The organism is Capnocytophaga sp. oral taxon 335 str. F0486 (genome assembly GCF_000277665.1).
Lineage (GTDB): Bacteria > Bacteroidota > Bacteroidia > Flavobacteriales > Flavobacteriaceae > Capnocytophaga > Capnocytophaga ochracea.
This window is the reverse complement of sequence record NZ_AKFR01000012.1, coordinates 21,897-43,468: the sequence shown is the minus strand read 5'-3', so window position 1 is coordinate 43,468 and position 21,572 is coordinate 21,897. Positions and strand designations below refer to the sequence as shown.

At 40.0% G+C, this 21,572-nt stretch carries 17 protein-coding genes; 6 read left to right on the top strand and 11 right to left on the bottom strand.

Annotated features, from left to right (window positions below; translation table 11 throughout):
* Positions 1-602 precede the first annotated feature (602 nt).
* Together HMPREF1320_RS02050 and HMPREF1320_RS02045 are read right to left on the bottom strand one after the other, a co-directional pair.
* Positions 603-2,168, bottom strand: a complete 1,566-nt coding sequence (locus HMPREF1320_RS02050; protein WP_009417246.1) for a RagB/SusD family nutrient uptake outer membrane protein — start codon at positions 2,166-2,168, stop codon at positions 603-605.
* Positions 2,169-2,187: 19 nt separating this feature from the next.
* Complete coding sequence (locus tag HMPREF1320_RS02045; RefSeq protein ID WP_034553883.1) at positions 2,188-5,328, bottom strand: SusC/RagA family TonB-linked outer membrane protein; 3,141 nt, start codon at positions 5,326-5,328, stop codon at positions 2,188-2,190.
* A 1,185-nt stretch (positions 5,329-6,513) separates the two neighbouring features.
* Between HMPREF1320_RS02045 and HMPREF1320_RS02040 the strand changes: the two genes are divergently transcribed.
* The 4 genes from HMPREF1320_RS02040 to HMPREF1320_RS02025 are packed head-to-tail and all read left to right on the top strand — an operon-like array spanning position 6,514 to position 8,827.
* A complete protein-coding gene (locus HMPREF1320_RS02040) occupies positions 6,514-7,383 on the top strand; it encodes a GyrI-like domain-containing protein (RefSeq protein WP_009417295.1) in 870 nt (289 codons plus the stop codon).
* 18 nt (positions 7,384-7,401) lie between these two features.
* Positions 7,402-7,881 carry a hypothetical protein gene (locus HMPREF1320_RS02035; protein ID WP_009417280.1) on the top strand — a complete coding sequence of 160 codons (480 nt, stop codon included), beginning with the start codon at positions 7,402-7,404 and terminating at the stop codon, positions 7,879-7,881.
* 42 nt (positions 7,882-7,923) lie between these two features.
* Positions 7,924-8,382, top strand: coding sequence for a hypothetical protein (locus tag HMPREF1320_RS02030; RefSeq protein WP_009417301.1), 459 nt, complete (start codon positions 7,924-7,926; stop codon positions 8,380-8,382).
* Between the two features lie 55 nt (positions 8,383-8,437).
* Positions 8,438-8,827, top strand: a complete 390-nt coding sequence (locus HMPREF1320_RS02025) for a hypothetical protein (RefSeq protein ID WP_009417305.1) — start codon at positions 8,438-8,440, stop codon at positions 8,825-8,827.
* 88 nt (positions 8,828-8,915) lie between these two features.
* Here the strand turns inward: HMPREF1320_RS02025 and HMPREF1320_RS02020 are convergent, their stop codons facing one another.
* The 7 genes from HMPREF1320_RS02020 to HMPREF1320_RS01990 all read right to left on the bottom strand — a co-directional run bounded on the left by HMPREF1320_RS02020 (position 8,916) and on the right by HMPREF1320_RS01990 (position 13,518).
* Positions 8,916-9,311, bottom strand: a complete 396-nt coding sequence (locus HMPREF1320_RS02020; RefSeq protein ID WP_009417303.1) for a hypothetical protein — start codon at positions 9,309-9,311, stop codon at positions 8,916-8,918.
* On the bottom strand, positions 9,308-9,745 hold the full coding sequence (locus HMPREF1320_RS02015; protein WP_009417271.1) for an acyl carrier protein: 438 nt from the start codon (positions 9,743-9,745) through the stop codon (positions 9,308-9,310). The genes HMPREF1320_RS02020 and HMPREF1320_RS02015 overlap by 4 nt, the downstream gene beginning before the upstream one ends.
* Positions 9,746-9,761: 16 nt before the next feature.
* A complete protein-coding gene (locus tag HMPREF1320_RS02010) occupies positions 9,762-10,196 on the bottom strand; it encodes a hypothetical protein (protein WP_009417294.1) in 435 nt (144 codons plus the stop codon).
* A 2-nt stretch (positions 10,197-10,198) separates the two neighbouring features.
* Entirely contained in the window at positions 10,199-11,326 is a 1,128-nt protein-coding gene (locus HMPREF1320_RS02005) for a beta-ketoacyl-ACP synthase III (protein WP_009417282.1), read from the bottom strand.
* 167 nt (positions 11,327-11,493) lie between these two features.
* Positions 11,494-12,384: a flavodoxin gene (locus HMPREF1320_RS02000; protein ID WP_009417285.1), complete on the bottom strand. Its 891-nt coding sequence runs from the start codon at positions 12,382-12,384 to the stop codon at positions 11,494-11,496.
* Positions 12,381-13,280, bottom strand: a complete 900-nt coding sequence (locus tag HMPREF1320_RS01995; RefSeq protein ID WP_002673882.1) for a lipid A biosynthesis acyltransferase — start codon at positions 13,278-13,280, stop codon at positions 12,381-12,383. Before HMPREF1320_RS01995 ends, HMPREF1320_RS02000 begins: the two co-directional genes overlap by 4 nt.
* Complete coding sequence (locus HMPREF1320_RS01990) at positions 13,270-13,518, bottom strand: phosphopantetheine-binding protein (protein ID WP_009410297.1); 249 nt, start codon at positions 13,516-13,518, stop codon at positions 13,270-13,272. Before HMPREF1320_RS01990 ends, HMPREF1320_RS01995 begins: the two co-directional genes overlap by 11 nt.
* A gap of 1,205 nt (positions 13,519-14,723) precedes the next feature.
* On the opposite strand from HMPREF1320_RS01990, the gene HMPREF1320_RS01980 reads away from it, so the two are divergent.
* Together HMPREF1320_RS01980 and HMPREF1320_RS01975 are read left to right on the top strand one after the other, a co-directional pair.
* Entirely contained in the window at positions 14,724-17,729 is a 3,006-nt protein-coding gene (locus tag HMPREF1320_RS01980; protein WP_009417274.1) for a tetratricopeptide repeat protein, read from the top strand.
* A gap of 100 nt (positions 17,730-17,829) precedes the next feature.
* Positions 17,830-19,584 (top strand): TonB-dependent receptor, encoded by a 1,755-nt coding sequence (locus tag HMPREF1320_RS01975; RefSeq protein ID WP_034553878.1) that lies wholly within the window; start codon positions 17,830-17,832, stop codon positions 19,582-19,584.
* A gap of 111 nt (positions 19,585-19,695) precedes the next feature.
* On the opposite strand, the gene HMPREF1320_RS01970 is transcribed toward HMPREF1320_RS01975, so the two are convergent.
* Both HMPREF1320_RS01970 and HMPREF1320_RS01965 read right to left on the bottom strand, forming a co-directional pair.
* On the bottom strand, positions 19,696-20,754 hold the full coding sequence (locus HMPREF1320_RS01970; protein ID WP_009417281.1) for an RluA family pseudouridine synthase: 1,059 nt from the start codon (positions 20,752-20,754) through the stop codon (positions 19,696-19,698).
* Between the two features lie 174 nt (positions 20,755-20,928).
* Positions 20,929-21,540 carry a PASTA domain-containing protein gene (locus tag HMPREF1320_RS01965; RefSeq protein ID WP_002673909.1) on the bottom strand — a complete coding sequence of 204 codons (612 nt, stop codon included), beginning with the start codon at positions 21,538-21,540 and terminating at the stop codon, positions 20,929-20,931.
* Between the last annotated feature and the right edge of the window lie 32 nt (positions 21,541-21,572).

Here is a 21,572-nt window from a genome sequence, read left to right as displayed (position 1 = left end):
AAAAAATAGATGAGAAAAAAAATCATAAAAACGCGATTTCTTTGCGTTTTTTGCAATAAAATAGGCATTTCTTTGATGAAAACGCAAAGAAATGCCTATTATGCACTGTTTTTATGCAAAATTATTTCAGTAAAAAAACAGTGTTTTTGTTACAAAATAACCAATAGAATGTTACAAATATCACAATGAGGAAATAAGGAAATGAGAGAATTTGGAAATTATAAATTAACGTGAGTCCGATGTAAGAAAAGTGTAGCTTGTGCTACAGAAACCTTACAAATCTTTAAAAAAATCAAACAAATAGGCAACAAATTGCCTGAAAATCTCGCACAGATTACACGGATTGCACGGATAGTCTTTAATTTGACAATTGACAATTGATAATTGACAAATGTGATGGGCACAAATTGGCAACTGCGTCGCTGGATTTCACAGATTACAATATAAACATAGGTGTGACTTTGGTAGTTTTAAAAACCTTTAGATAGTTTTATGAGGGAATTATAAGTTATAAGGATCAGATCACTCTTATATAAATACAAAAGAGGCTGTTTATAATTTTATAAACAGCCTCAAGTATATTGATGATAAATATTGATTACTTAGGGTAGAGGGTTAAAATCAGTTTCACTTGCAGGAACATCAAACCACTCTAAATATTGATAGTCTATAGTACAAGCCTCGGTAGTACCATCGGCGGCGACTACTACATTGGCATTGGTACGACCTCCTCCTTGAGCTACGGGTTTGAGAATGCCCCAACGGCGTGCATCATAGAAAGAAGTCCCTTTAAGGAACAAGCCTATACGGCGTTCTTTGCGGAGTTCTTCAAGAGCTTGTTCCTTGGTTAAGCCTGTACCTGTCACAGCTGTAAGTCCAGCTTTTTGGTAAGTACGCACTGCATCTATGTGAGCTAGACCACCATCAATATTGTTATTTCTGATTTTTACTTCAGCGAGCATCAATTGGTTTTCTTCATAAGTACCTGCAAAAGGTAATTCTACAACACCAGCACTAGTACTTGCGTAATCACCTCCATTTTTAAGAGTGTAGCGAGTACCTATACCATAACCACGATCTCGAGGGTTAAAAAGAGCACTACTTCTTCTTAGTACATTTCGGGTATAGCGATTATCCCCAGCCTTAAAATCTTGCACTAAACGCTCAGAAAGGTATTCCCATCCTACGAGAATCCTATAAGGAGTCCAAGCGGTTTCACTTACAAAACACAAACTGCTAGGTGTCATAGATCGCATTATAAAAATCTTATCTCCTTGCTGGATACCATTATTAACTAAGGTTTCTATTTGAGATAAATCAGTAGCTGTAAGGTCTGAAGCGTATTTGTTTGCTAGAATGTTACGCGCCATATAGGTATTGATATTGCGGATAAACATTTGAGGAGTTATAATTCCTCCATTGCCTTCTTTAAACTGAGAAGGAATAAAAGTATCTATCAATGCACTATATGTGGTATCGTTTTCTGGAATAGTTGCTAAAATGGCTTTAGCTTGTTCAAAGATACGATTGGCTTCAGTGATTATTGCTTCGTGTGATTGGTAGTTACTGCTAAGCACATTGTATTCATTAGTAATCACTCCCTTTGCATAAAGAGATCCAATACGAGAGTAAGCAAAGGCTTTCCACCATAAGAACCAAGCTTGGTAGGTTTTTTTCTTTACCTCAGCGTTATCTCTAAAGACCACCTCATTATTATCAAGGAGTTTAAGAGCTAAATTACAATGTCCTAATACACCATACATAGCCATCCATTCATTATTGAAAGCATTTTCATTCCCATTTTCTCTGATATTTAATTGTTTCAACACAGCTCCTTGAGTTTTTCCTCCTAACAAAGAAGATTTAATAACAGAGCCATCGGGACGTGTAATGCTAAATATTTGGTTACTATAACAGAATCCAAAATTAAGAGCGACAGCAGTTGTGGCATCTCCCATCAAATTATGAAGGGTAAGCGCAAACCAAGCGTAATAATTAACCCCTCCTTTCATTGGAGCATATACTCCTAAAGCAAATTTCTGTATACCTTCTTCTGTTTCAAGATTTTCCAAACCAGGTTCATTAGGATTCTGTAGTTTAAGAGAGTCCTTACTACAAGCAATAGATAGTAAGGCTACTATAGTGATTATTATATATATCTTTTTCATCGTATTTCGGTATTAAGGGTTAAAATCTAACATTAAGTGCCATCGTAACAGTGCGCATATTAGGAAAAGTGTACAAATCGATACCACGATAGAGCGGATTGTTGAGTGATACCCCTACGGCTTCAGGGTCTAAACCTGAATAGTTAGTAAAGGTAAGCAAGTTTCTTACTGAGGCGGTAAGTGTCAATCCTTTGATAAAGGTTTCTTTTAGGATATCGGTCATATCATAAGAAAGAGAGACATTGCGCACTCTTACATACGAACCATCTTCTATAAAATAAGAAGTGGCTTGTCCCTTGTTATACAAAGATACATAATAGTTTGTATAGGGTAAATTCTTATCTACAGGTATAGGTGTATCAAGGTCACCGTGCGTTCTATTGAAATACATACGTTGTTTTGTACCATTGTAAATATCACCTCCTTTTGTCCAATCTACTTGCACAGAAAAGGTCAATTTTTTGGCAAAGGTAATATCATTAAAGAACGACATTGTAAAATCAGGAGTAGCATCGCCCATTTTTTCCTGTTCAGTACTAAATATTACTTCTTTGCTTTGTTTATTTACTACCATTCCGTTTACCAATTGATAATTGTTCAAATCAGCATCAACGATATAACGTTCACCTTTAGAATTAGTTTGAGTAAGTGAGCTGAGTGGCTTGTACCCAAAGAAAGTACCTACGCGTTCACCTTCATTGAGAGTACTTTGCCCTCCACCTGTTATACCTACTACAATACGTTTGCCGTTAGAAATTTTATCGACTACCGTTTCTCCTTTGCTAAAGCGTGCACTAAAAGTCCAATCTACTTTATCGTTGCTAAACAGTCCCAAATCCAAAGAAGCTTGGATTCCGTTGCTGGATAAGTCGATAGCATTGGTAGTAAGTTCTTGAGCTCCTAAGGAAGGAGGTGTTTCGATATTATAAATTGTTCCGAACGATTTACGATCCCAATACACTACATTTCCGCTGAGACGATGGAACCAACCTTCTCCGAGACGGAATCCATAGTCTAAGCCTACTTCTAACTCTTTACTTTTTTGTACTTCCAACTCAGGGTTACGAGCCGTAGTAGGCAGGTAATAATATCCCTTATCGCCTAACTTATCATTAGAAAGAGTAATCAAACGGTCGTAAGCATCAGGTTGGATACCCGCTTCACCATAAGCCCCGCGAAGTTTCAATTCTGTAACTTTTTCTAATTTAAGTAAATCGGCTATACGGAAATACGCATCCGCACGAGGGAAAGTAAATGGTTTACCTCCTTCACCAAAAGCAGACGAAAAGTCGGAACGTACCCCTACGGATACTCCAAAAAGATTTGCGTAATCAAATTTTTGGTTCACCAAATAACCAAAAGTTACAAACTCTTGTTCAAAATCACTAGAGGTTGAAGTGTTGGCTGAGGAAATCGTAAAAGGAGGATTTACCCCATAACCTGAACCTGTAGCTGTAAGACGATAATAATTATCCTTACGCCAATCATAAGATAACTGAGTTGTAGATTGGATGGGTAATTTCCATTTTAAATCTCTTTGAAAATCAAGACGTAAATAAGCACTTAATAAGGAGTTTTGAAGGGTATGACGAATAAAACGTTCGGTAAGTTGCCCTGCTAAAGGAGAGATTCCTGAACCAGGTGTATTGGTGTTCTTTTGATTTTTAATAAATTCACTATTATCGTAACGAGTATGGTCATAACCATATTTGTAATCAAAGTCTAAGTTTTTGCTAAACTTGTAGTTAGCATTTATACTCTGTATTACACGATTATTTTCCGCTAAATTGCTTTGATTTTCATAAATATAAAAAGGCGATACTTCATTAGAGTCAGGATCGTAATGTACAGGAGATTTTCCTGCTGTATCTCTAAAGTGTAAATCTACATAAGCAGGAGTTCCTAAAGCACCGCCGACACCAGAGTAAATACTACTTCTACCATTTACTCCAGCTGTAGTATTTTTACTATTGATAAGCTGTGTATTAGAACGAAGAGTAAGCCCCTTAAACACCTCTGCTCCTACATTAGCTGATAGATTTTTCTTTTTATAACTACCATTCACAGGGCTGGTTTGATCTAACAAAGAAGCTCCTATGGCATAATCTACATTCCCAGCAGCTCCTGTAATATTTACAGAATGTTGGGTAGTATAAGCAGTTTTGTAGTACTGTTTTAAATGATCGTATGTTTTCTCTTTGTATGAATAGATATTAGCTGTTGTGTCCTTAATAGTAGGATCTGGTTTTGTCCAATATCCAGTCTCTGGATCTACCTTTATGGGTCTTTTATTTTGCCCATCAATTATATAACCCTCTTTATCAGTTTTATAAGGGTGTTTTTGTGCAAACGAAAGATTTCCTGTAAGAGCTTCATCTACACTGAGAGAAGAATTATAAGTTATTTCTGTGCGTTCTCCTTTTTTACCCTTTTTGGTAAAGATCTGGATTACCCCATTAGCTCCTTGTGCTCCATAAATAGTTGCTGCAGCAGCTCCTTGTATCACTTCTACACGTTCTATATTAGAAAGGTCTAAATCGGCTAAACGAGAAGAAACAGCACTGCTACCTGATGTTAAAGCATAGTTGCTTGTATTTACTTCTACTCCATCTACAATCACCATCGGTTGGGTAGTACTCAAAGAGTTGATACCACGCAAGATGATATTAGCTTGCTGCCCTGGTTGCCCTGAAGTAGATTGGATTTGAGCTCCTGCAATCTTACCGCTAAGGGCATCGTCTATGCTTTTTACGGGTGTACGTTTGAGGCTTTTCTCAGAAACGGCGTCTACTGAAATCGCTACTTTGCGCTTATCGGTAGCTACCCCAACACCCGTAACCACTACTTCGGTGAGCTCTTGGGCTTCTTCTCGAAGAATCACATTAATACTACGGGCTTTGCCTACCGCCTTTTCTAAGGTTTTCATACCTATTTGCGAAAAGACTAACACCGCTTTGTCGTTAGGCACTTTAATACTATAGTTTCCATTGAAATCGGTGGCTACTCCGTAAGAAGTGCCTTTTACAACCACAGTTACTACAGGCAAAGGAGTGCCTGCTTCATCTTTTACTGTTCCTGTCACTTCTCGTTCCTGCGCCCACGAGAAGCCTTGCACTATTAGCATTAAAAATAGTGCGAAAGATACTTTGTTTAATCTCATCTCTATAACATTATTTTATAAACTGATGCAAAGGTAGAAAAGTTTTCTGGTAAGTTCCAAATTTATCTTTAACAAATTTACTCATATTGTTTGCGAAAAATAGATGAGAAAAAAATCATAAAAACGCGATTTCTTTGCGTTTTTTGCAATAAAATAGGCATTTCTTTGACGAAAACGCAAAGAAATGACCTCTATACACTGTTTTTATGCAAAATTATTCGGGTAGAAAAGCACTACTTTTGTTACAAAATAACTAATAGGGTGTTACAAATATCACAATAAGAAAATGAGGTGCGAGCCGCACGGGCAGGGAAAAAAATTAGAGAATGTGAGAATGAGAAAATGAGGAAATTTGGAAATTAGTAAATTAACGTGAGTTCGACGTAAGAAAAGTGTAGCTTGCGCTACAGAAATCTTACAAATCTTTAAAAAAATCAAACAAATAGGCAACAAGTTGCCTGAAAGTCTCGTATAGATTACACGGATTGCACGGAAAGTTTTTCAATTGACAATTGATAATTGACAAATGTGATGGGCACGAATTGGCAACTGCGTTGCTGGATTTCACAGATTACAATATAAACACAACTGTAAATCAGTATTGATATATATAAAACTGACGTTAAATTAGTATGGGTTGATGGCGAAAAATGGAGAGGCTCAGAAGAAGTTCTGGGAAAGAGAGAGGCTGGAGGTTTAAACTTTGGCAAAGTGTGTGACGCAAAAGCGATGTGTTAGGGCTGTTATGGGGATTCGGAAGGAAACGGAGTCATTCGGAAGAAGGGAGGGAGGGTTTTTGGTGAAAAAAGGGTGTAAGGAGGGTGGGGTTAGCTTATAGAGAGCTTATAGGAAGCTTATACGAATCTTGGACGATTGGTATAGAAAGGGTATGTAAATGATTGGCTTATAGTATGATACAACAGCGCTAAAAATGTTAAAAACGGGGTTTCGAGGCGAAAGAAAGAGGAAGAGGCACTAGGCCTTAGGCCTTAGGCACTAGGGGGAGTGTGACGGAAAAGGGAAGTAATGACGAATGAACGAGAGGCGAATGACGAGGAGCGAGTGGCGAAAAAGGGAGAATGTGGCGACGGAAAGATGAACTTATAGAGTGAAATTAGCAAGATAGGAAAAGACTACTTTGGGAAAGTGCCGTATCTTTGCCACAGAAATTCAAAATAAATCTGTATGAAATCCATTACTCGTAACGATTACACTCAGCGTATCAACAAAGTGGCGGAATACATCAATGGTCATCTCGATACTTCTATAAAGATAAAAACACTCGCCAATGTGGCTAACTTATCTGATTTTCATTTTTGTCGCATCTTTAAAGCGCTTAAAGGAGAATCGCCCATTGCCTTTATTGCTCGTTTGCGCATAGAAACGGCAGCTCAGCTGTTACGCTATTCAACGCTTTCGGTAGAAGAAATAGCTTTTAATATAGGGTATGAAACGCCCGCCTCTCTTTCCAAAGCGTTTAAAAATCAATATGGTATTACGCCTACTCAGTATAGAACGAACAGAGATATTTATATTATGAAGAAAGAAATAAACAATCCAGAAGTAGTGCTTAAAGCTCCAAAGATAGTAGAGCTTGAGCCCAAAAGTCTTATTTACGTAGCTCTTACAGGAGAATATGGTACACTTAACTACAACAAAGCTTACGAACAATTGTGGGGTGTTGTAAAATCGCAAAAACTCTTTACCAAAGGCATTGAATCGATATGTGTTTCGTATGACGACCCTAAAATTACCGAAGCCTCTTTGCAACGTTCCGAGGTGAGTTTGGCTATTCACAAGCCGGCTAAACCCTCAGGTGAAGTGAGTTGCAAAACTTTAGCAGGAGGCAAATATGCAATCTTTTTTTATCAGGGTAGTTATACTCAGCTCTCAGCCGTCTACGATGCTGCTATGCGCTGGGTGGTAGATAGTGAATACGAAGTGCGCGATGAGCCTATGTTCGAAAAATACCTCAATGACTGCCGTCGTACCCCCGAAGAAAAACTGAAAACTGAGATATATATCCCAGTGCAAACTGCACGGGCAATTTCCTAACTTCTAATTTCTAACATTATGAATCTTACAAAAACAGAAAAAATCACAGGTATCGCTTTGGCGATTGTCTTATTATTGCTTACGCTTTCAGGGAGTGGTTACTTCTTTTTTACTCTGAAAGTAAACTTTGTGCAATGGTTGGCTTACAACGCTTGTTCTCCTAGTAGCTTGGTGTATTTAGGTTGCCTTATCGTCTTTTGGGTGACTAAAAAGACTGTTTGGCTTCCGCTTGCCTTCCTGCCAATGTACTATTTTGGTACGATGGGGCTCTTTACTTTTACGTGGAGTGGTGCTAACATCTTTGCTCAAATGTCACATATTACAATGACACTCAACCTAATTTGGGCAGGCTATGTGCTCTATCGCATTGGTGATTACAAAGCGTTTGCACAGGGTTTACTGTGGAGCATCGTTCTCTTTGTGCCTTACATTGCTTTTGTGATGTACTACTGTCGTACACACGCTGAGGAAATTAGTCAATTACTTGAAATGGCGTGAGCTATATAAGCAGTTTATATCGGATTTTAAAATAATAGCACAATGAAAGAAGCTTGTCCTGAGTGTTATGCGATAGATAGTCGCATCACGCCTTTGTTAAACCCCAAAGAGTGCTTGCTACACCACAGGCAGTATATTTGTAGTACTTGTGGCAGATGTATCTGTGCTGATGTAGATGATAAGGGGAAGTTCCGTGCTCTCTTCCCTTTTAAAACTCTTGCTATTGCTACCTTATATTTGCGTGCTGCTGAGGTAATATGGGAGCAAGCCTGCGGTATTTACGAAATAGAAGATATTAAAGGCAAAAAACAATATAAAATCTTTCCTTCTTTATCGGAATTGAAGAGTTATTTGCAGAAGAATAAGCAAAAGCGTAGCCTGCTGTCAGAGCCTTTATTGGTCACTCCTCAGTATAAGGCTTACCAACCTGAGCAGTTGCGAAAACTATCGACGGAGGAAGTAGCTATTTATATGAGAGAGAAATTAGCGAAAGGTTTGTAATTAAAAAGAGTAGTTGTGTATTTACACCAATAATAATTTAAAAAAGTAATAAACGATGAAAAAAGCAATTCTATTATTAGTAGCCTTTGTAGGAATGTTTGCTTGCGGAAAAGACGACAACAATGGTACAGAAGGAGGGGACATCTCTACGGCAAGATTTATGCCTCCAAAGTGGATTCAAGGCTCTTGGACAACCAACAACAAGCAGTTCGGTTATGCCTTTAAAACCGATGACTTTTGCCAAATAACCTTAGGTAATACCAACTGTTTTAAGGAAAAGAATCTGCCGGTTACTAATATAAAAGACCTGAAAACAAATAATACTTATAAGGTTAGCTATAAAATAGGTTCCTCTGAACAAGTTTTTGTATTCGAAAAAGAAGGAGATAAGAAGATAAGAGTAACTCATAATGGTCGTGTTGAAGGAAGCTATACCAAACAATAAATTACGTGAAATAGCGTAAGCCAAACAGTCTATTACAGTATGAAAAGTAATAGAACAAAGTCCTTTACTCTAAATGAGTAAAGGACTTTTATTTGCTTAACTCGCACAGTTCTTCCACAGTGATGCCGAACACCTCAGCATATTTTTGTAGCGTTTTAGAAGATAGTTTTTTGAATACCGAAGGTTTGGCGTGACGCTTGATAACCCATTGCCAGCGGTGCATTGCATCGGCAAGGACTGCCCAATCCATACGGTTGAGGAGCATATAATACACTATGGGGCTTTTGCGTCCTGCAAGCACATCGGCTTTTGCTTCGTCAATCTGCTCTTGCAAACGGCTGAGCGAGGCTTCTAAGGCAATGCTCTTCACCTCCCATCCCGAACTGGATAGGGTGGTGTAGTTACCTTCGTCATCGGTTACATAGCACAGTTCTGTAAAGTCCTGTAAGGCACCTTTTTCCTGAGGTAGTTCGGTTTCTTTCATTCCGTTAGATTTTTAATTACTAAGTTCATTTCAGCAGTTGCCATAAGAATATCTCCTACAAAGGCATTACAGCGCATCGAGCAGATATAATACTCATCGGTATCGAAACGAGAAAGCAATTCAGCTTCGGTGCGCACCATCTCTTGTACCTTAGGCAAGGCGAAGAGTTCCAATTTCTTAATCGCACTGATGTAACCAATCACATAGTTCGATGTGTCTTCTATACCAAAGAGAAACTGCCCCATAATTGCCGAACAGGTTTGTGCCATATTCTCAATGAGTCCTACTTCGGCAAACTTCCCCTCTTCCACAAATATGCAAGTAGGCTTCACCTCAAACTCAGTAACTACGTGTGTATTACTGATGTCGGTAATGGTATCTACCATTTGCATCGGCGGACGGTGGGGGAGGTATTTGTGGATTGATATGTTCATATTCAGGTGTCAGGATTCAGGGGTTAGGGGCAAGTACAGTTTTCATTTCGCCTTGGGCGATGAGGGTATCTCCTATAAAGGTTTGCATTGTTACGAGGGTTACATCCATAAACTCTTGGAGAATGGTGATGTGTGTTTTAAGCGTATCGCCTACTTTGGGTAACGATTGTATCTCTATGTTTTTAATCGCTCCTATATACCCCATAGGAGCAGGTTTTCCGTTGAGATAGTAGTAATAGCCTTTGTGCAAGGCGATGCTTTGGGCAATGTGCTCTATGAGTCCGCTTTCTAAGAATGTCTCTTGCTGTACAAAGAGGTTGCTGGGGACAATGGTGAGCCCTGCCACTCCCTCAGTGGGGGTATACTCCCAAAGAGCATCTACCATTACAATGGGATTGCGCTGGGGTATAAGAGTAAGAATTTTATTTTTATCTGTAATTGGTAAAACCATAGTTAAACAACCTTTAAGAAAGCATAAGAATAGGAGAATCTACCACTCTCAGGCACTGATAGCAACACGGTATCGCCCGCTTTGAGTTTCCCTGAGTGCATCAAGGCTTCTAACATCAAATAAGCGGAAGCAGAGCCTACATTGCCTACTTCGGGGAGGTTGATAAACCAACGTTCTAACGGAAGGTCGATACCTACTGTTTTGAGAGCTTCATACAAGCGTTCTTTGAAATAACAAGACGAGATATGAGGCAAGAAATAGGTAATATCATCTGCCGATAGTTGGTGTTTATCTAAGGTAGCACGCATACTCTCAGCGCCTTTTAGCAAAATATTCTCATTGAGCAGTTTCACATCTTGCTTGATAGCAAAGATAGATTCACTAAGCCACGCTTCTGCAGGATATTCACTCCAAGCCTTGAGGTTGCCATCGGGGAGCTTGTCGCCACCGGCATACATACACGCTTCGAGCTCGTGAGCATACGAATAGGCGTCCATCCACTCTATTTGCAAAGCACCTTCACGCGGTTTGTTTTCTAACAGAAAAGCCCCTGCCCCATCGGAGAGCATAAAGCGCAAGAAATCTTTTTTAAAGGCAATCGCAGGGTGTGCCTCCAATTCGGCTAAGAGTTGTACTTCATTTTCGTATTTATCGGCACGCAACCACACTGATACACGTTCAGAGCCCGTGCATACTGCATTCACACTATTGCCCGCCTTTACTGATAAGTACCCAAATTTGAGGGCATTCATTCCTGAGTTACACACCCCTGAAGAGGCATTCAGTTCTACCGAGTGTCCGCCCAAGAGTCCGTGTACCATAGCAGTGTGCGAGGGCAAAAGCACATCGGGGGTAGAGGTACCGCAAGAGAGCACCTCGATAGTATCCCAAGGCACTTCGCCGTCCAATAGGTTTTGTATTGCCAAAGCCGTAAGCTGGGCATTGTTATGTGTAGGGTTACCTTGCTCATCAAGGGCATAGTAACGGGTGAGAATACCATTGTTGCGGAGCACGAGGCGCCGGGCTTTAGAGGCATTTTGGTTTATGAGACCTAAGAAAGTCTCCATTTGCTCATTGCCAATGGGTTTGTTAGGTAAATATTTACTTGCTTTTGTTATATAGACATTCATATTTAGGTAACAGGTAACTCTCTGATATTAGTGATTTCTATTTTTAATGTGTTAAGTTTGTGTATCTACTCCCAACCTATCATTCGTTTTGATTACTGACGATAATTTTACTTTGGCAAAGGTTGAAACTTTGGCAGAGTTTACAATACTACCCTAATTATCAATTGTCAATTCTCAATTATCAATTGTTTCACCTCTCTCTCTACTTTCCAAAAGAACAGAGGGTAGGTGAGCCAGTATAGCAACCATACTATGGGCATCAGTACCCAGATAGCGATATACAAATAGATGCGGAAGCATTTCAGTAGGAATTTACGTTTCTTACTGCCGTAAATCATCTTTGCCCAAATGCCGAAAAGGCGATTGCCTTTCTTCTCTGCGGAAAGGAGAAAACGCTTATAATGCACGCCTCCGTGGGCTACTATTGCTTGTTGCAGTCCTGTGTAATCACCGGTTTGCAGGTGAGGGGCAATGAGCGTGCCGTATACGCTCGCGCCTTGTATGTCTTTATCGGCAACGCCCGCTTTGGGGAACACACCGAGATAGCGTTTGTTCTTGTCGCCCGAAAAGAGCCACTGTACAATGGTAATCACGCTGATATGATTGTGGTGCCTATCGGTAAGGGCAATATTGCCCACTAAGCGCGCCCCACACTCAGTTAAGAGTTTTTTTACTTTCTGGTGCGCCATTACCCACATATTGCGAGTGCCCGAAATGGTAATGACGGGTTTGCCTTGTAACAGTTGCTTACCTGCTTCACTCTGCAAAAAGGAATTAAACGGAATAGAAGGCGACAAATACCACACTTGGTAGCCTAATATCACCAAATCGTAATCGGTATGCACCAATTCAAAAGGCTTTAAGAGCTGGGGAATTTGCAAATACGACTCTGGGAAAGCTCCAAAAAACGCCTCATCTGTCCACGGAAAAGGAAAAGGTTCTGCCGTATCAATAGGCAAAAAGTCGATAGTTACCTCCGTGAGTGGGGATAGTACACTATCAATAATCTCTTTGAGTTGCCCCGATTGGGTGTAATATACTACCAATACGCGTTTCATTGTTCATCCCAAAAGTTGAAATAATTAAACCATTGTAGCGGATACTTTCGTAGCATCTGCTCCATATTCTCGGTATAAGCATCGAGTAGCGCTTGGGCATCGCGACTTTTCACCTCAGCTACTTGGGCATACAAGTGGTAATGCAACCTACTTTCCTTCATCACATAAACGAAAAGCACTGGCACTTTCAAGCGCGAGGCTATAAAAAAAGGACCTGCGGGAAAGGTAGCTTCTGCGCCCAACAGCGTTCCTTTGAGCGAACGCACCCCTTCAAAATATCGGTCTCCCGTAAAACATACTATCTTGTTATCGCCAATAGCATCGTTGATTTTGAAGATATGCGACATATCTTCTTTCACATAGATAAACTGATTCGAGGGTTTATTTTTAGATATCGACTCCAAATACTCCTTGATTACCGAGTGTTCCATATCGGTAGTTACGGTGCTTATCTTCAAATCAATATCTATTTTCCTGAAAAAAGGTTCAGCAATTTCAAAGTTGCCTATGTGTGCGGAAATAAGTATTCCGCTCTGTTGTTCGTCTAATAGTTTATGTAAGCTTTCTACTCCATCAAACTCATAAGTAAATTTCTCTTCCAAGCCTGCCAAGATAGCAATCTTATCAATAATAGTTTGCCCGAAAGTAAAATAATTTAAGTACAAGTTCACTACCGCTTTGAGAGGTGAATAGCCCAAGCGGTGACGGAAATAGTAATACATATAGCCATTGGAGCGCCACTCAAACAAAAAGTAGTAGAACGCTACAAAGATGAGCAAAGCATAAGCAGCATAAATACCCAAGTGTTTCATCAGCCACACAAAGATACTATAGCCTAATACGGTACCCTTAGACTTGCCTTGCCATTTCGTTTTGGCTTGTTCGTTAGCGTGCATTCACTTTATTTTCTAAGGTAGTATAAAAGTCGTTGAAGGTTACGATAGGCTTAAAATCGGCTTCTACCAATTTCACACCAAATTCTTGTTCAATCAGCACCACCAAATCCACATAATCAAGGCTATCTAATCCTAACGATTCGCGGAAGTTTGCCTCAGGGGCAATCACACTGCCTTCTACTTCAAATTCCTCAACAAAAATACGAGTAGTAAGGTCTATTATTTCCTGTCTGTTCATTCTTCTTTTTATTAGCTAATACTTTTAAGGGGCAAAGATACGAATATTTTGTCAATAACCAATTTTCCTAACAAACATCATCTCGCAAAAAGCCTAAAACTACATCGTTATAATCGAACAACCCTTCTGAAAAGTCACTTTTGCGTCACACACTTTGCCAAAGTTTAAACTTCCAGCCCCTCTCTTTCGCAGAACTTCTCCCGAGCCTCTCCATTTTTCCCCAACAACCCATACTAATTTAACGTCAGTTCTATATATATCAATACTGATTTACAGTTGTGTTTATATTGTAATCTGTGAAATCCAGCAACGCAGTTGCCAATTCGTGCCCATCACCTTTGTCAATTATCAATTGTCAATTGTCAAATGAAAGACTATCCGTGCAATCCGTGTAATCTGTGCGAGATTTTTAGGCAATTTGTTGCCTATTTGTTTGATTTTTTAAAAGATTTGTAAGATTTCTGTAGCGCAAGCTACACTTTTCTTACGTCGAACTCACGTTAATTTACTAATTTCCAAATTTACTAATTTCCAAATTTGCTAATTCTCTAATTTCTCTTCCCTTTTCCATCACTACATTCCCCCTTTTTCGTCACTCGCTCCTCGTCATTCGCCTCTCGTTCATTCGTCATTACTTCTTTTTTTCCGTCACACTCCCCCTAGTGCCTATGGCCTAAGACCTATCACCTATTCCTTTTTCTTTCGCCTCGAAACCCTCTTTTTGCCATTTTTTGCATCGCTGTATCATACTATAAGCCAATTATTTATATACCCTTCCTATACCAATCGTCCAAGATTCGTATAAGCTTCCTATAAGCTCTCTATAAGCTAACCCCACCCATCTTACAGCCTTTTTTCACCAAAATCTCTCCCTCTCTTCTTCCGAACTTCTCCGTTTCCTTTCGAGCGCTCCTAACAGCCCTAACACATCGCTTTTTCATCTCAAACTTTGGCAAAGTTTAAAACTTTGCCAAAGTTGAATAAACTGACAATCTCTATTTCCTCATTTCCTCATTTCCTCATTCTCTCATTTTCTCATTTTCCTCCCGCTTGTCGCTTCTCCCTCCTATTGCCTATGGCCTATGGCCTAAGGCCTGCTTCCCCTTCACACAAATATTTCTCCTCTTTTTATTCGTATTTCATAATTATTTCTTATCTTTGCCCCATCTATTCCTCATATCCTAACATCTAATTATTAAAACATTATGAAAAAAACACTTTTTTCAGTGCTCTCACTGATGGCGTTTAGCCCTCTGTTATGGGCACAAGAAACTGAAATGATTACCCATCCACAAAGCCAATACCAAAAGGCAGTGGAACTCTACAATCGCAAGCTCTATCAGCCTGCACAGAACTTGTTCCGAAAAGAACAAACCTCCAATCCCGATAGAGCTATTCAAACCCAAAGTGAATATTACGTAGCCACTATTGCCGCTATCCTCAATCAAGACGGAGCCGATGCGCTGGTGAATAACTTTATCGTCAATCACCCCGACTCTCCTCTGAGCTCCGAAGCCTATTTGCAAATGGCTAACATCTATTATCAGCAGGGCAACTACGAAGATGCGCTCGCTTGGTACGAAGCTATCGACGACCAAAGCATAAGCAGTAGCGATAAAGCTAAATACAACTTCCAAAAAGGTTTTTGCCTCTTCCAAACCGGCAAACAAGCCGAATCTAAACCTTATTTCGAGTCGGTACAAAACACCAAAGAATACGGTGCCAATGCCAAGTATTACTTAGGATATATCGCCTATGATAAAGACGATTATTCTAAGGCTGAAAGCTACTTCCGTGAGGTTCAAGAAGAAGATGCTTCACTCACCAAAAACGTGTCTTACTTCCAAGCCAATATGTACTTCAAACAAGCTCTTTATCAAGAAGCTATCACCGAAGGACAGAAACAGCTCGCTAAAACCAAAAATGCTCAAGAAGTATCTGAGCTCAATAAGATTATAGGCGAAAGCTACTTCAACCTCAAGAAATACAAAGAAGCAATCCCTTACTTACAAAACTATAAAGGTAAAAAAGGTAGGTTCTCCAATACCGATTATTACTATATGGGGTACGCTTATTACAAAAATAACGATTATAAAGCAGCTATCGAGCAGTTCAACAAAATCGTAGGCGGAAACGATAGCGTCGCTCAAAATGCGTATTATCATTTAGCCGAATGCTATTTGAAAACCAACCAAAAACAAGAGGCGCTTAACGCTTTCCGCAATGCCTCTCAAATGGATTTCGATAAGCAAATTAAAAAAGATGCTCATCTGAACTACGCCCGCCTCAGTTATGAAATCGGTAACCCTTACGAGAGTGTCCCCAATGTACTACAAGCATACGCTTCGGCTTATCCTAACGACCATAAAGACGAAATACAGTCGCTCTTAGTCGATTCTTATATTTCATCTGGTAACTATCAAGCCGCTATCAGTCTACTCGAAAAGTCTAACGACCCTAAGGACAAAGAAACCTATAAAAAAGTAGCCTTCTATCGCGGGTTAGAGCTTTTTAATGAATTGCAATACAACGAGGCTTTAAAATATTTGCAGAAAGCCATCGGTGGTAATTCTGCGCTTGCCGCTCGCGCTACCTATTGGGCTGGTGAAACTGCTTATCAGCTGAAAGATTACAAAGGTGCCGAATCCTATTTTACTCAGTTTCTCCATAATTCATCAGCACCTAAAACCGAAGAGTATGCCAAAGGCTTCTACGGTTTAGCTTATGCTAATTTCAATCAAAAAAACTATGCAGGTGCTATCGCTAATTTCGAGAAGTACCTCAAACAAAACCCTAAGAACAGTAGTTGGAAACACGACGCTATACTCCGTCTCGCCGATTCTTACTTCGTAACAGGTAAATACTGGCCTGCAATGGAAGGGTATAACAAACTCATCGAAGCTAAATCTTCTGACCAAGATTATGCTGCCTACCAAAAGGCTATTAGTTATGGGTTCGTAGACCGCCTCAATAGCAAAATTGAAGACTTAGAGCGTTTCGTTAAGAACTACAAAAGCTCTAATCTGCGCCCTAACGCTTTGTTTGAATTAGGGAATGCTTATGTAACCAAAGGAAATACCCAAAAAGGATTACAGTACTATCAGCAACTCGCCAAAGAGTATAAAGGCAATGTGCTCGTACCTCGTGCAATGCTCCGCGAAGGTTTAGTGTATTACAATAGGAACGAAAACCAAAAAGCCTTAACGCTTTTCCAAACTATCGCCAAAGACTATCCTAATACCAACGAAGCCTCACAAGCGGTAGCTTCCGCAAAACTCATTTATGTAGATATGGGTAACGTAAACGAATACGCATCGTGGGCTAAAGGATTAGGATATGTAGAGGTAACCGACCTCGAACTCGAAGGTGCTACTTATGAAGCTGCCGAACGACAATATATGCAAAACAATACCAAAGAGGCTATTTCAGGTTTTGAAAAATACCTTAAAGAGTTCCCTAATGGTATGCGTCGCACCAATGCCGAGTTTTACTTAGCACAAATGTATTTCAATAGTGGACAAAAGGCTAAAGCACTTACGCATTACGAAAATGTAACCAAAAGCGGTTCTAATGAATACGGCGAGCAATCGCTTACTCGTGTGTGTCAAATCCTTCTTGAAGCAGGTAGCTACCTAAAAGCTAAACCTTATCTCGAAGACCTCGAACGAACCGCTACTATCGCACAGAACAAAACTTATGCACAAAGCAACCTAATGCGCGTGTGCTATAACGAAAAACTATACGATAAAGCTATTGAATATGCCAATAAGGTATTAGAAGAAAAATCTATCGATACACGTATCAAGAACGATGCTTATATAGTGTTGGCTCGTGCTTATAGTCAAGCAGGAAATGAAACCCAAGCTCGCAAATATTACCAAGAGGTACAGAAAACCGCTACGGGTAGCCTCGCTGCCGAAGCCTTGTATTACGATGCTTATTTTAAGAATAAAGACGGTAACTACAAAGCCTCTAATGACGTAGTTCAAAAGATTGCTAAAGACTATGGCGGACACAAAGAGTTCGCTGCTAAGAGCCTTATCGTAATGGCTAAAAACTTCTACGGACTCAAAGACGCTTATCAAGCCTCTTACGTCTTAGAAAGTGTAATTAAAAACTTTAAAGAGTTTCCTGAAATAGTAGCCGAAGCCAAAAAAGAACTCGCAGTCGTAAAAGCCGAAGCCGCTAAAAGTAATTCATCAGTAAAATAATGGTTAATATTGTGGTATACACTTTGCCAAAGTTTTTGCCTGTGCGGCTCGCACCTTTGGCAAAGTTGAATCTCCCTCCTAAACCCTAATTTCTAAACAAATGAACAAACACATCACATATATTCTAACAATGCTTTTGTTCTCTGCCTCAACAATGGCAGTCGCTCAAAGCCGTAAAGACAGTCTCTCTACCAAAGTGGTAGATGTGGTAAAATCATATGCTCCTACAATCGCCGACGCCTACAAAAAGCGTGAAGATGCAAACGTAAAAGATTCGCTTACCGTTAAGAAAAAGCAAATCAACTATACCATCTATTCGGTACCGGTAGCCTCTACTTTTGTTCCCGAAAAAGGCAAAGCAGCTTCGGTGAAACCAAAAGTCGTTCGCGAAGACTATTTAGATTCTTATCTCGGTGGTGGTTTCGGTATGCTCAATACTTTTTATGCCGATGCCAATATCACTCTCCCAGTAACTGATAACAGTAACGCTTCTTTCTTACTGAATCACATCTCAGCCAATGATGATATGGACGAGGTATACACCGATACCAATTATGCGCTCTCATCGGCTGAGTTGCGTTATGATTTTCAGAACCAAGATGTACTCTGGGGGCTCAATGCCGATATAGGTCGCCGTTTGCACAACTGGTATGGTATCCGTCCCGCTTCTTATACAAGACAACAGTTGATTGGAAAAGTAGATGACGTACACCAAACCTATTTCGATTATGGTGTAGGAGGTTACCTCCAATGGTCTAATCCTTACTTTAAAGGACTTGATTTCAGCGTACGTGGGCTCTACGACCATTTCGATAGTAAAGAATTGAATGTAAAAGCACAACCCACCTTCGAAATTCCTCTTACCGATGACCAAAAAGTTCGTACCAATGTAATTCTCGATTATTACAATGGTAGTTTTACTCGTCAAAATAACTTAGTAAACGAGCTTAACAATCGTTGGATGCTCTTTGGGGTAAATCCTTCTTATCATCTATCTATCGAGAATTTGGACTTAAAATTAGGCGTTGCTTTGATGTATGTAGATGCGAACCAGTCCGATGAAAGCAAGTTTAAAGCTTATCCCGATGTAGAGGCTTCTTATCCGCTAACTGCCGATGCTATTTTGCACGCAGGTATACGCGGTATTATGCAACAAAACACAGTAGAGAAACTCACCAAAGAGAATCCTTTTCTATCACCTATGCAAGAAATTAACCCTACCAATGTGCAAGCCGATGCTTTTGTAGCCGTTAAAGGAAAAGTAACTTCCGATTTGCTTTATCGCATACAAGGAAGCTATCGCCAATACAAAGAGATGCCTCTGTTTACTACCAATTCCGAGACACCTACTATCGCTACCGAAATATTGCCTTATCAATATAACAACTCTTTTAAGTTAGTGTACGACGAAGTAAACGATATGGAGCTTTTAGCTTCTATCGGAGGAAATATAAAAGATGTTTTCTCTTTTACCTTTGAAGGAAGATATAATAACTATAACGCCCGTGTACAGAAAAATAAAACCGCTTGGAACTTGCCCAGCACACGAGTATCTCTCTTCACCGATTTTAGAATATTACCCAATCTATTTGCTGGATTCGACTTCTTTTATGTAGGAAAACGTTATGACCTCGATTACGTAACTGTTGCAAATCCTATTCCTGATAAGCTCTCTTTGGAAGGTTATTTTGATATCAATTTCCACGCCGATTACACTTTCAACAAACATTGGCAAGTATTCTTAAAAGCCAACAACCTCACCAGTGAGCACTATAAAAAATGGTTGTATTATCCTTCACAAGGCGTACAAGCCTTTGCAGGAGTGCGTTATCTGTTTAGCCTAAGTAACAAGTAACAATTATATACTAACAAAACAAACAGCGGTATGAATGCTTTATTCATACCGCTGTTTGTTTATATCCTCAATTTTTATGTCTTCTATACTTTAATCTCTCTTATTATTCCCTTAATCACTTACCATCGACTTCTTATAATTCCTCCATTTCTCTATACATTGTTGCATATCATTAGGAAGTTCACTATCAAAGCTAAGGTACTTGTGAGTAATCGGGTGTTCAAAACCTAAGGTTTTAGCGTGCAAGGCTTGGCGAGGTAATACCGCAAAGCAATTCTCTACAAACTGCTTGTATTTGGCAAAAGTTGTTCCTTTCAGAATCTTGTCGCCCCCATAACGTTCATCGTTGAAAAGGGTATGTCCTATGTGTTTTAAATGCACCCTTATTTGGTGTGTACGCCCTGTTTCTAACTTGCAAGAAATGAGTGTTACATAACCAAAACGCTCTAACACCTTGTAATGGGTTACTGCCTCTTTACCGTGAGAACCATCGGGGAAGACGTCCATTTGCAGGCGGTCTTTTAAGTGTCGCCCAATATGACCACACACCGTTCCTTCGTCTTCTTCTATATTACCCCATACAAGGGCTATATATTCGCGCTGAGTAGTTTTATTAAAAAACTGTTGAGTAAGGTGTAACATCGCCTCTTCGGTTTTAGCCACTACTAAAAGTCCACTAGTATCCTTATCGATACGATGTACCAACCCAGGACGATTGCTACTGTTGTTAGGCAAGTTCTCAAAATGATATACCAATGCGTTGATGAGCGTTCCGCTGTAGTTGCCGTGACCAGGGTGTACCACCATACCCGCAGGTTTATTTACCACCAAAAGGCTATCGTCTTCGTATACTATGTTTAAAGGAATATTCTCGGGCACCAATAAATCCTCGTGAGGAGGGTGAGGAAAAAGTACCTTTACTTCGTCGTTAGCTTTCACACGATGATTAGACTTTACAGGCTCGCCATTCACAAAAATATTACCCTGCTTGGCTGCTTGTTGCACCTTGTTACGGGTGGCGTTCTCTACAAAGTTCATCAAGAATTTATCCACGCGCAAAGGTTCTTGCCCTTTGCCCGCCGTAAAGGAGTAATGCTCGTAAAGAGAAGGAGCTCCCTCTCCGTCTGGTTCCAAATCGTCTAAATCTTCTATCTCGTCTATATCACGCATTACCTTACATTTACGCCACAAACTTTGCCAAAGTTTCTAATAGCGTGCGTACTACGCCCCTTACCAAAGTTTAAATTTATAATAGCCTGCATTGCTCACACTTGCCCGTGCGACTCACACTTGCTAGTGTGGCTCACACCGCCCGTCGTGCTACGACTGCCTGTGCGGCTCGCACTAGTCCCCCATCAGTTCTTCAATAGGTATTTCGGTAGGGATAGTATCCCGAGCCTCTAAGCCGTTGCCACACACAAGGTCTATACGTGAGGTTTTAATAAGCTTATCGCCAGGTTGTACAGGTTTACCGTCGTGTTGCATCTCCAATACCATATCCTTCCCTATATTGTTCACATAAGTAACCCTACCGATGGCAAGCCCTACCGATTGCAAGGTAGCCACTGCATTCCGGCGCGTTACTTGTATCACCTTAGGCACTGTTACTTTATGATAGCCCGACGGATTGATGTTAAGGTATATTTTGCGGTTCTTCTTTACTCTCTCGGTAGCCTCAGGCGTCTGACTGATTACCGATAGAGGAGGGTATTTAGGGTCGTATTCAGTAGAATCCAACACCTCATAACGCAATTGTTGCTTATCTAATATCACTCCTACTTCGGTAAGTGTTTTCTTGCTCAAATTCGGTACTGTAATGTACTCTCCGTGCGCCGTATAGATGCGCAAGAGTTGCAATACACACCAAACTAATATAATACACGCCACTATGGCAAAAGCAAATTGCCAAGCTAGTTTCTTTCCTGAGTTTTTTAAGAATTCTTTAATCTTTTCCATACTTTGCAAGTATTGTTATGGTGCAAAGGTAC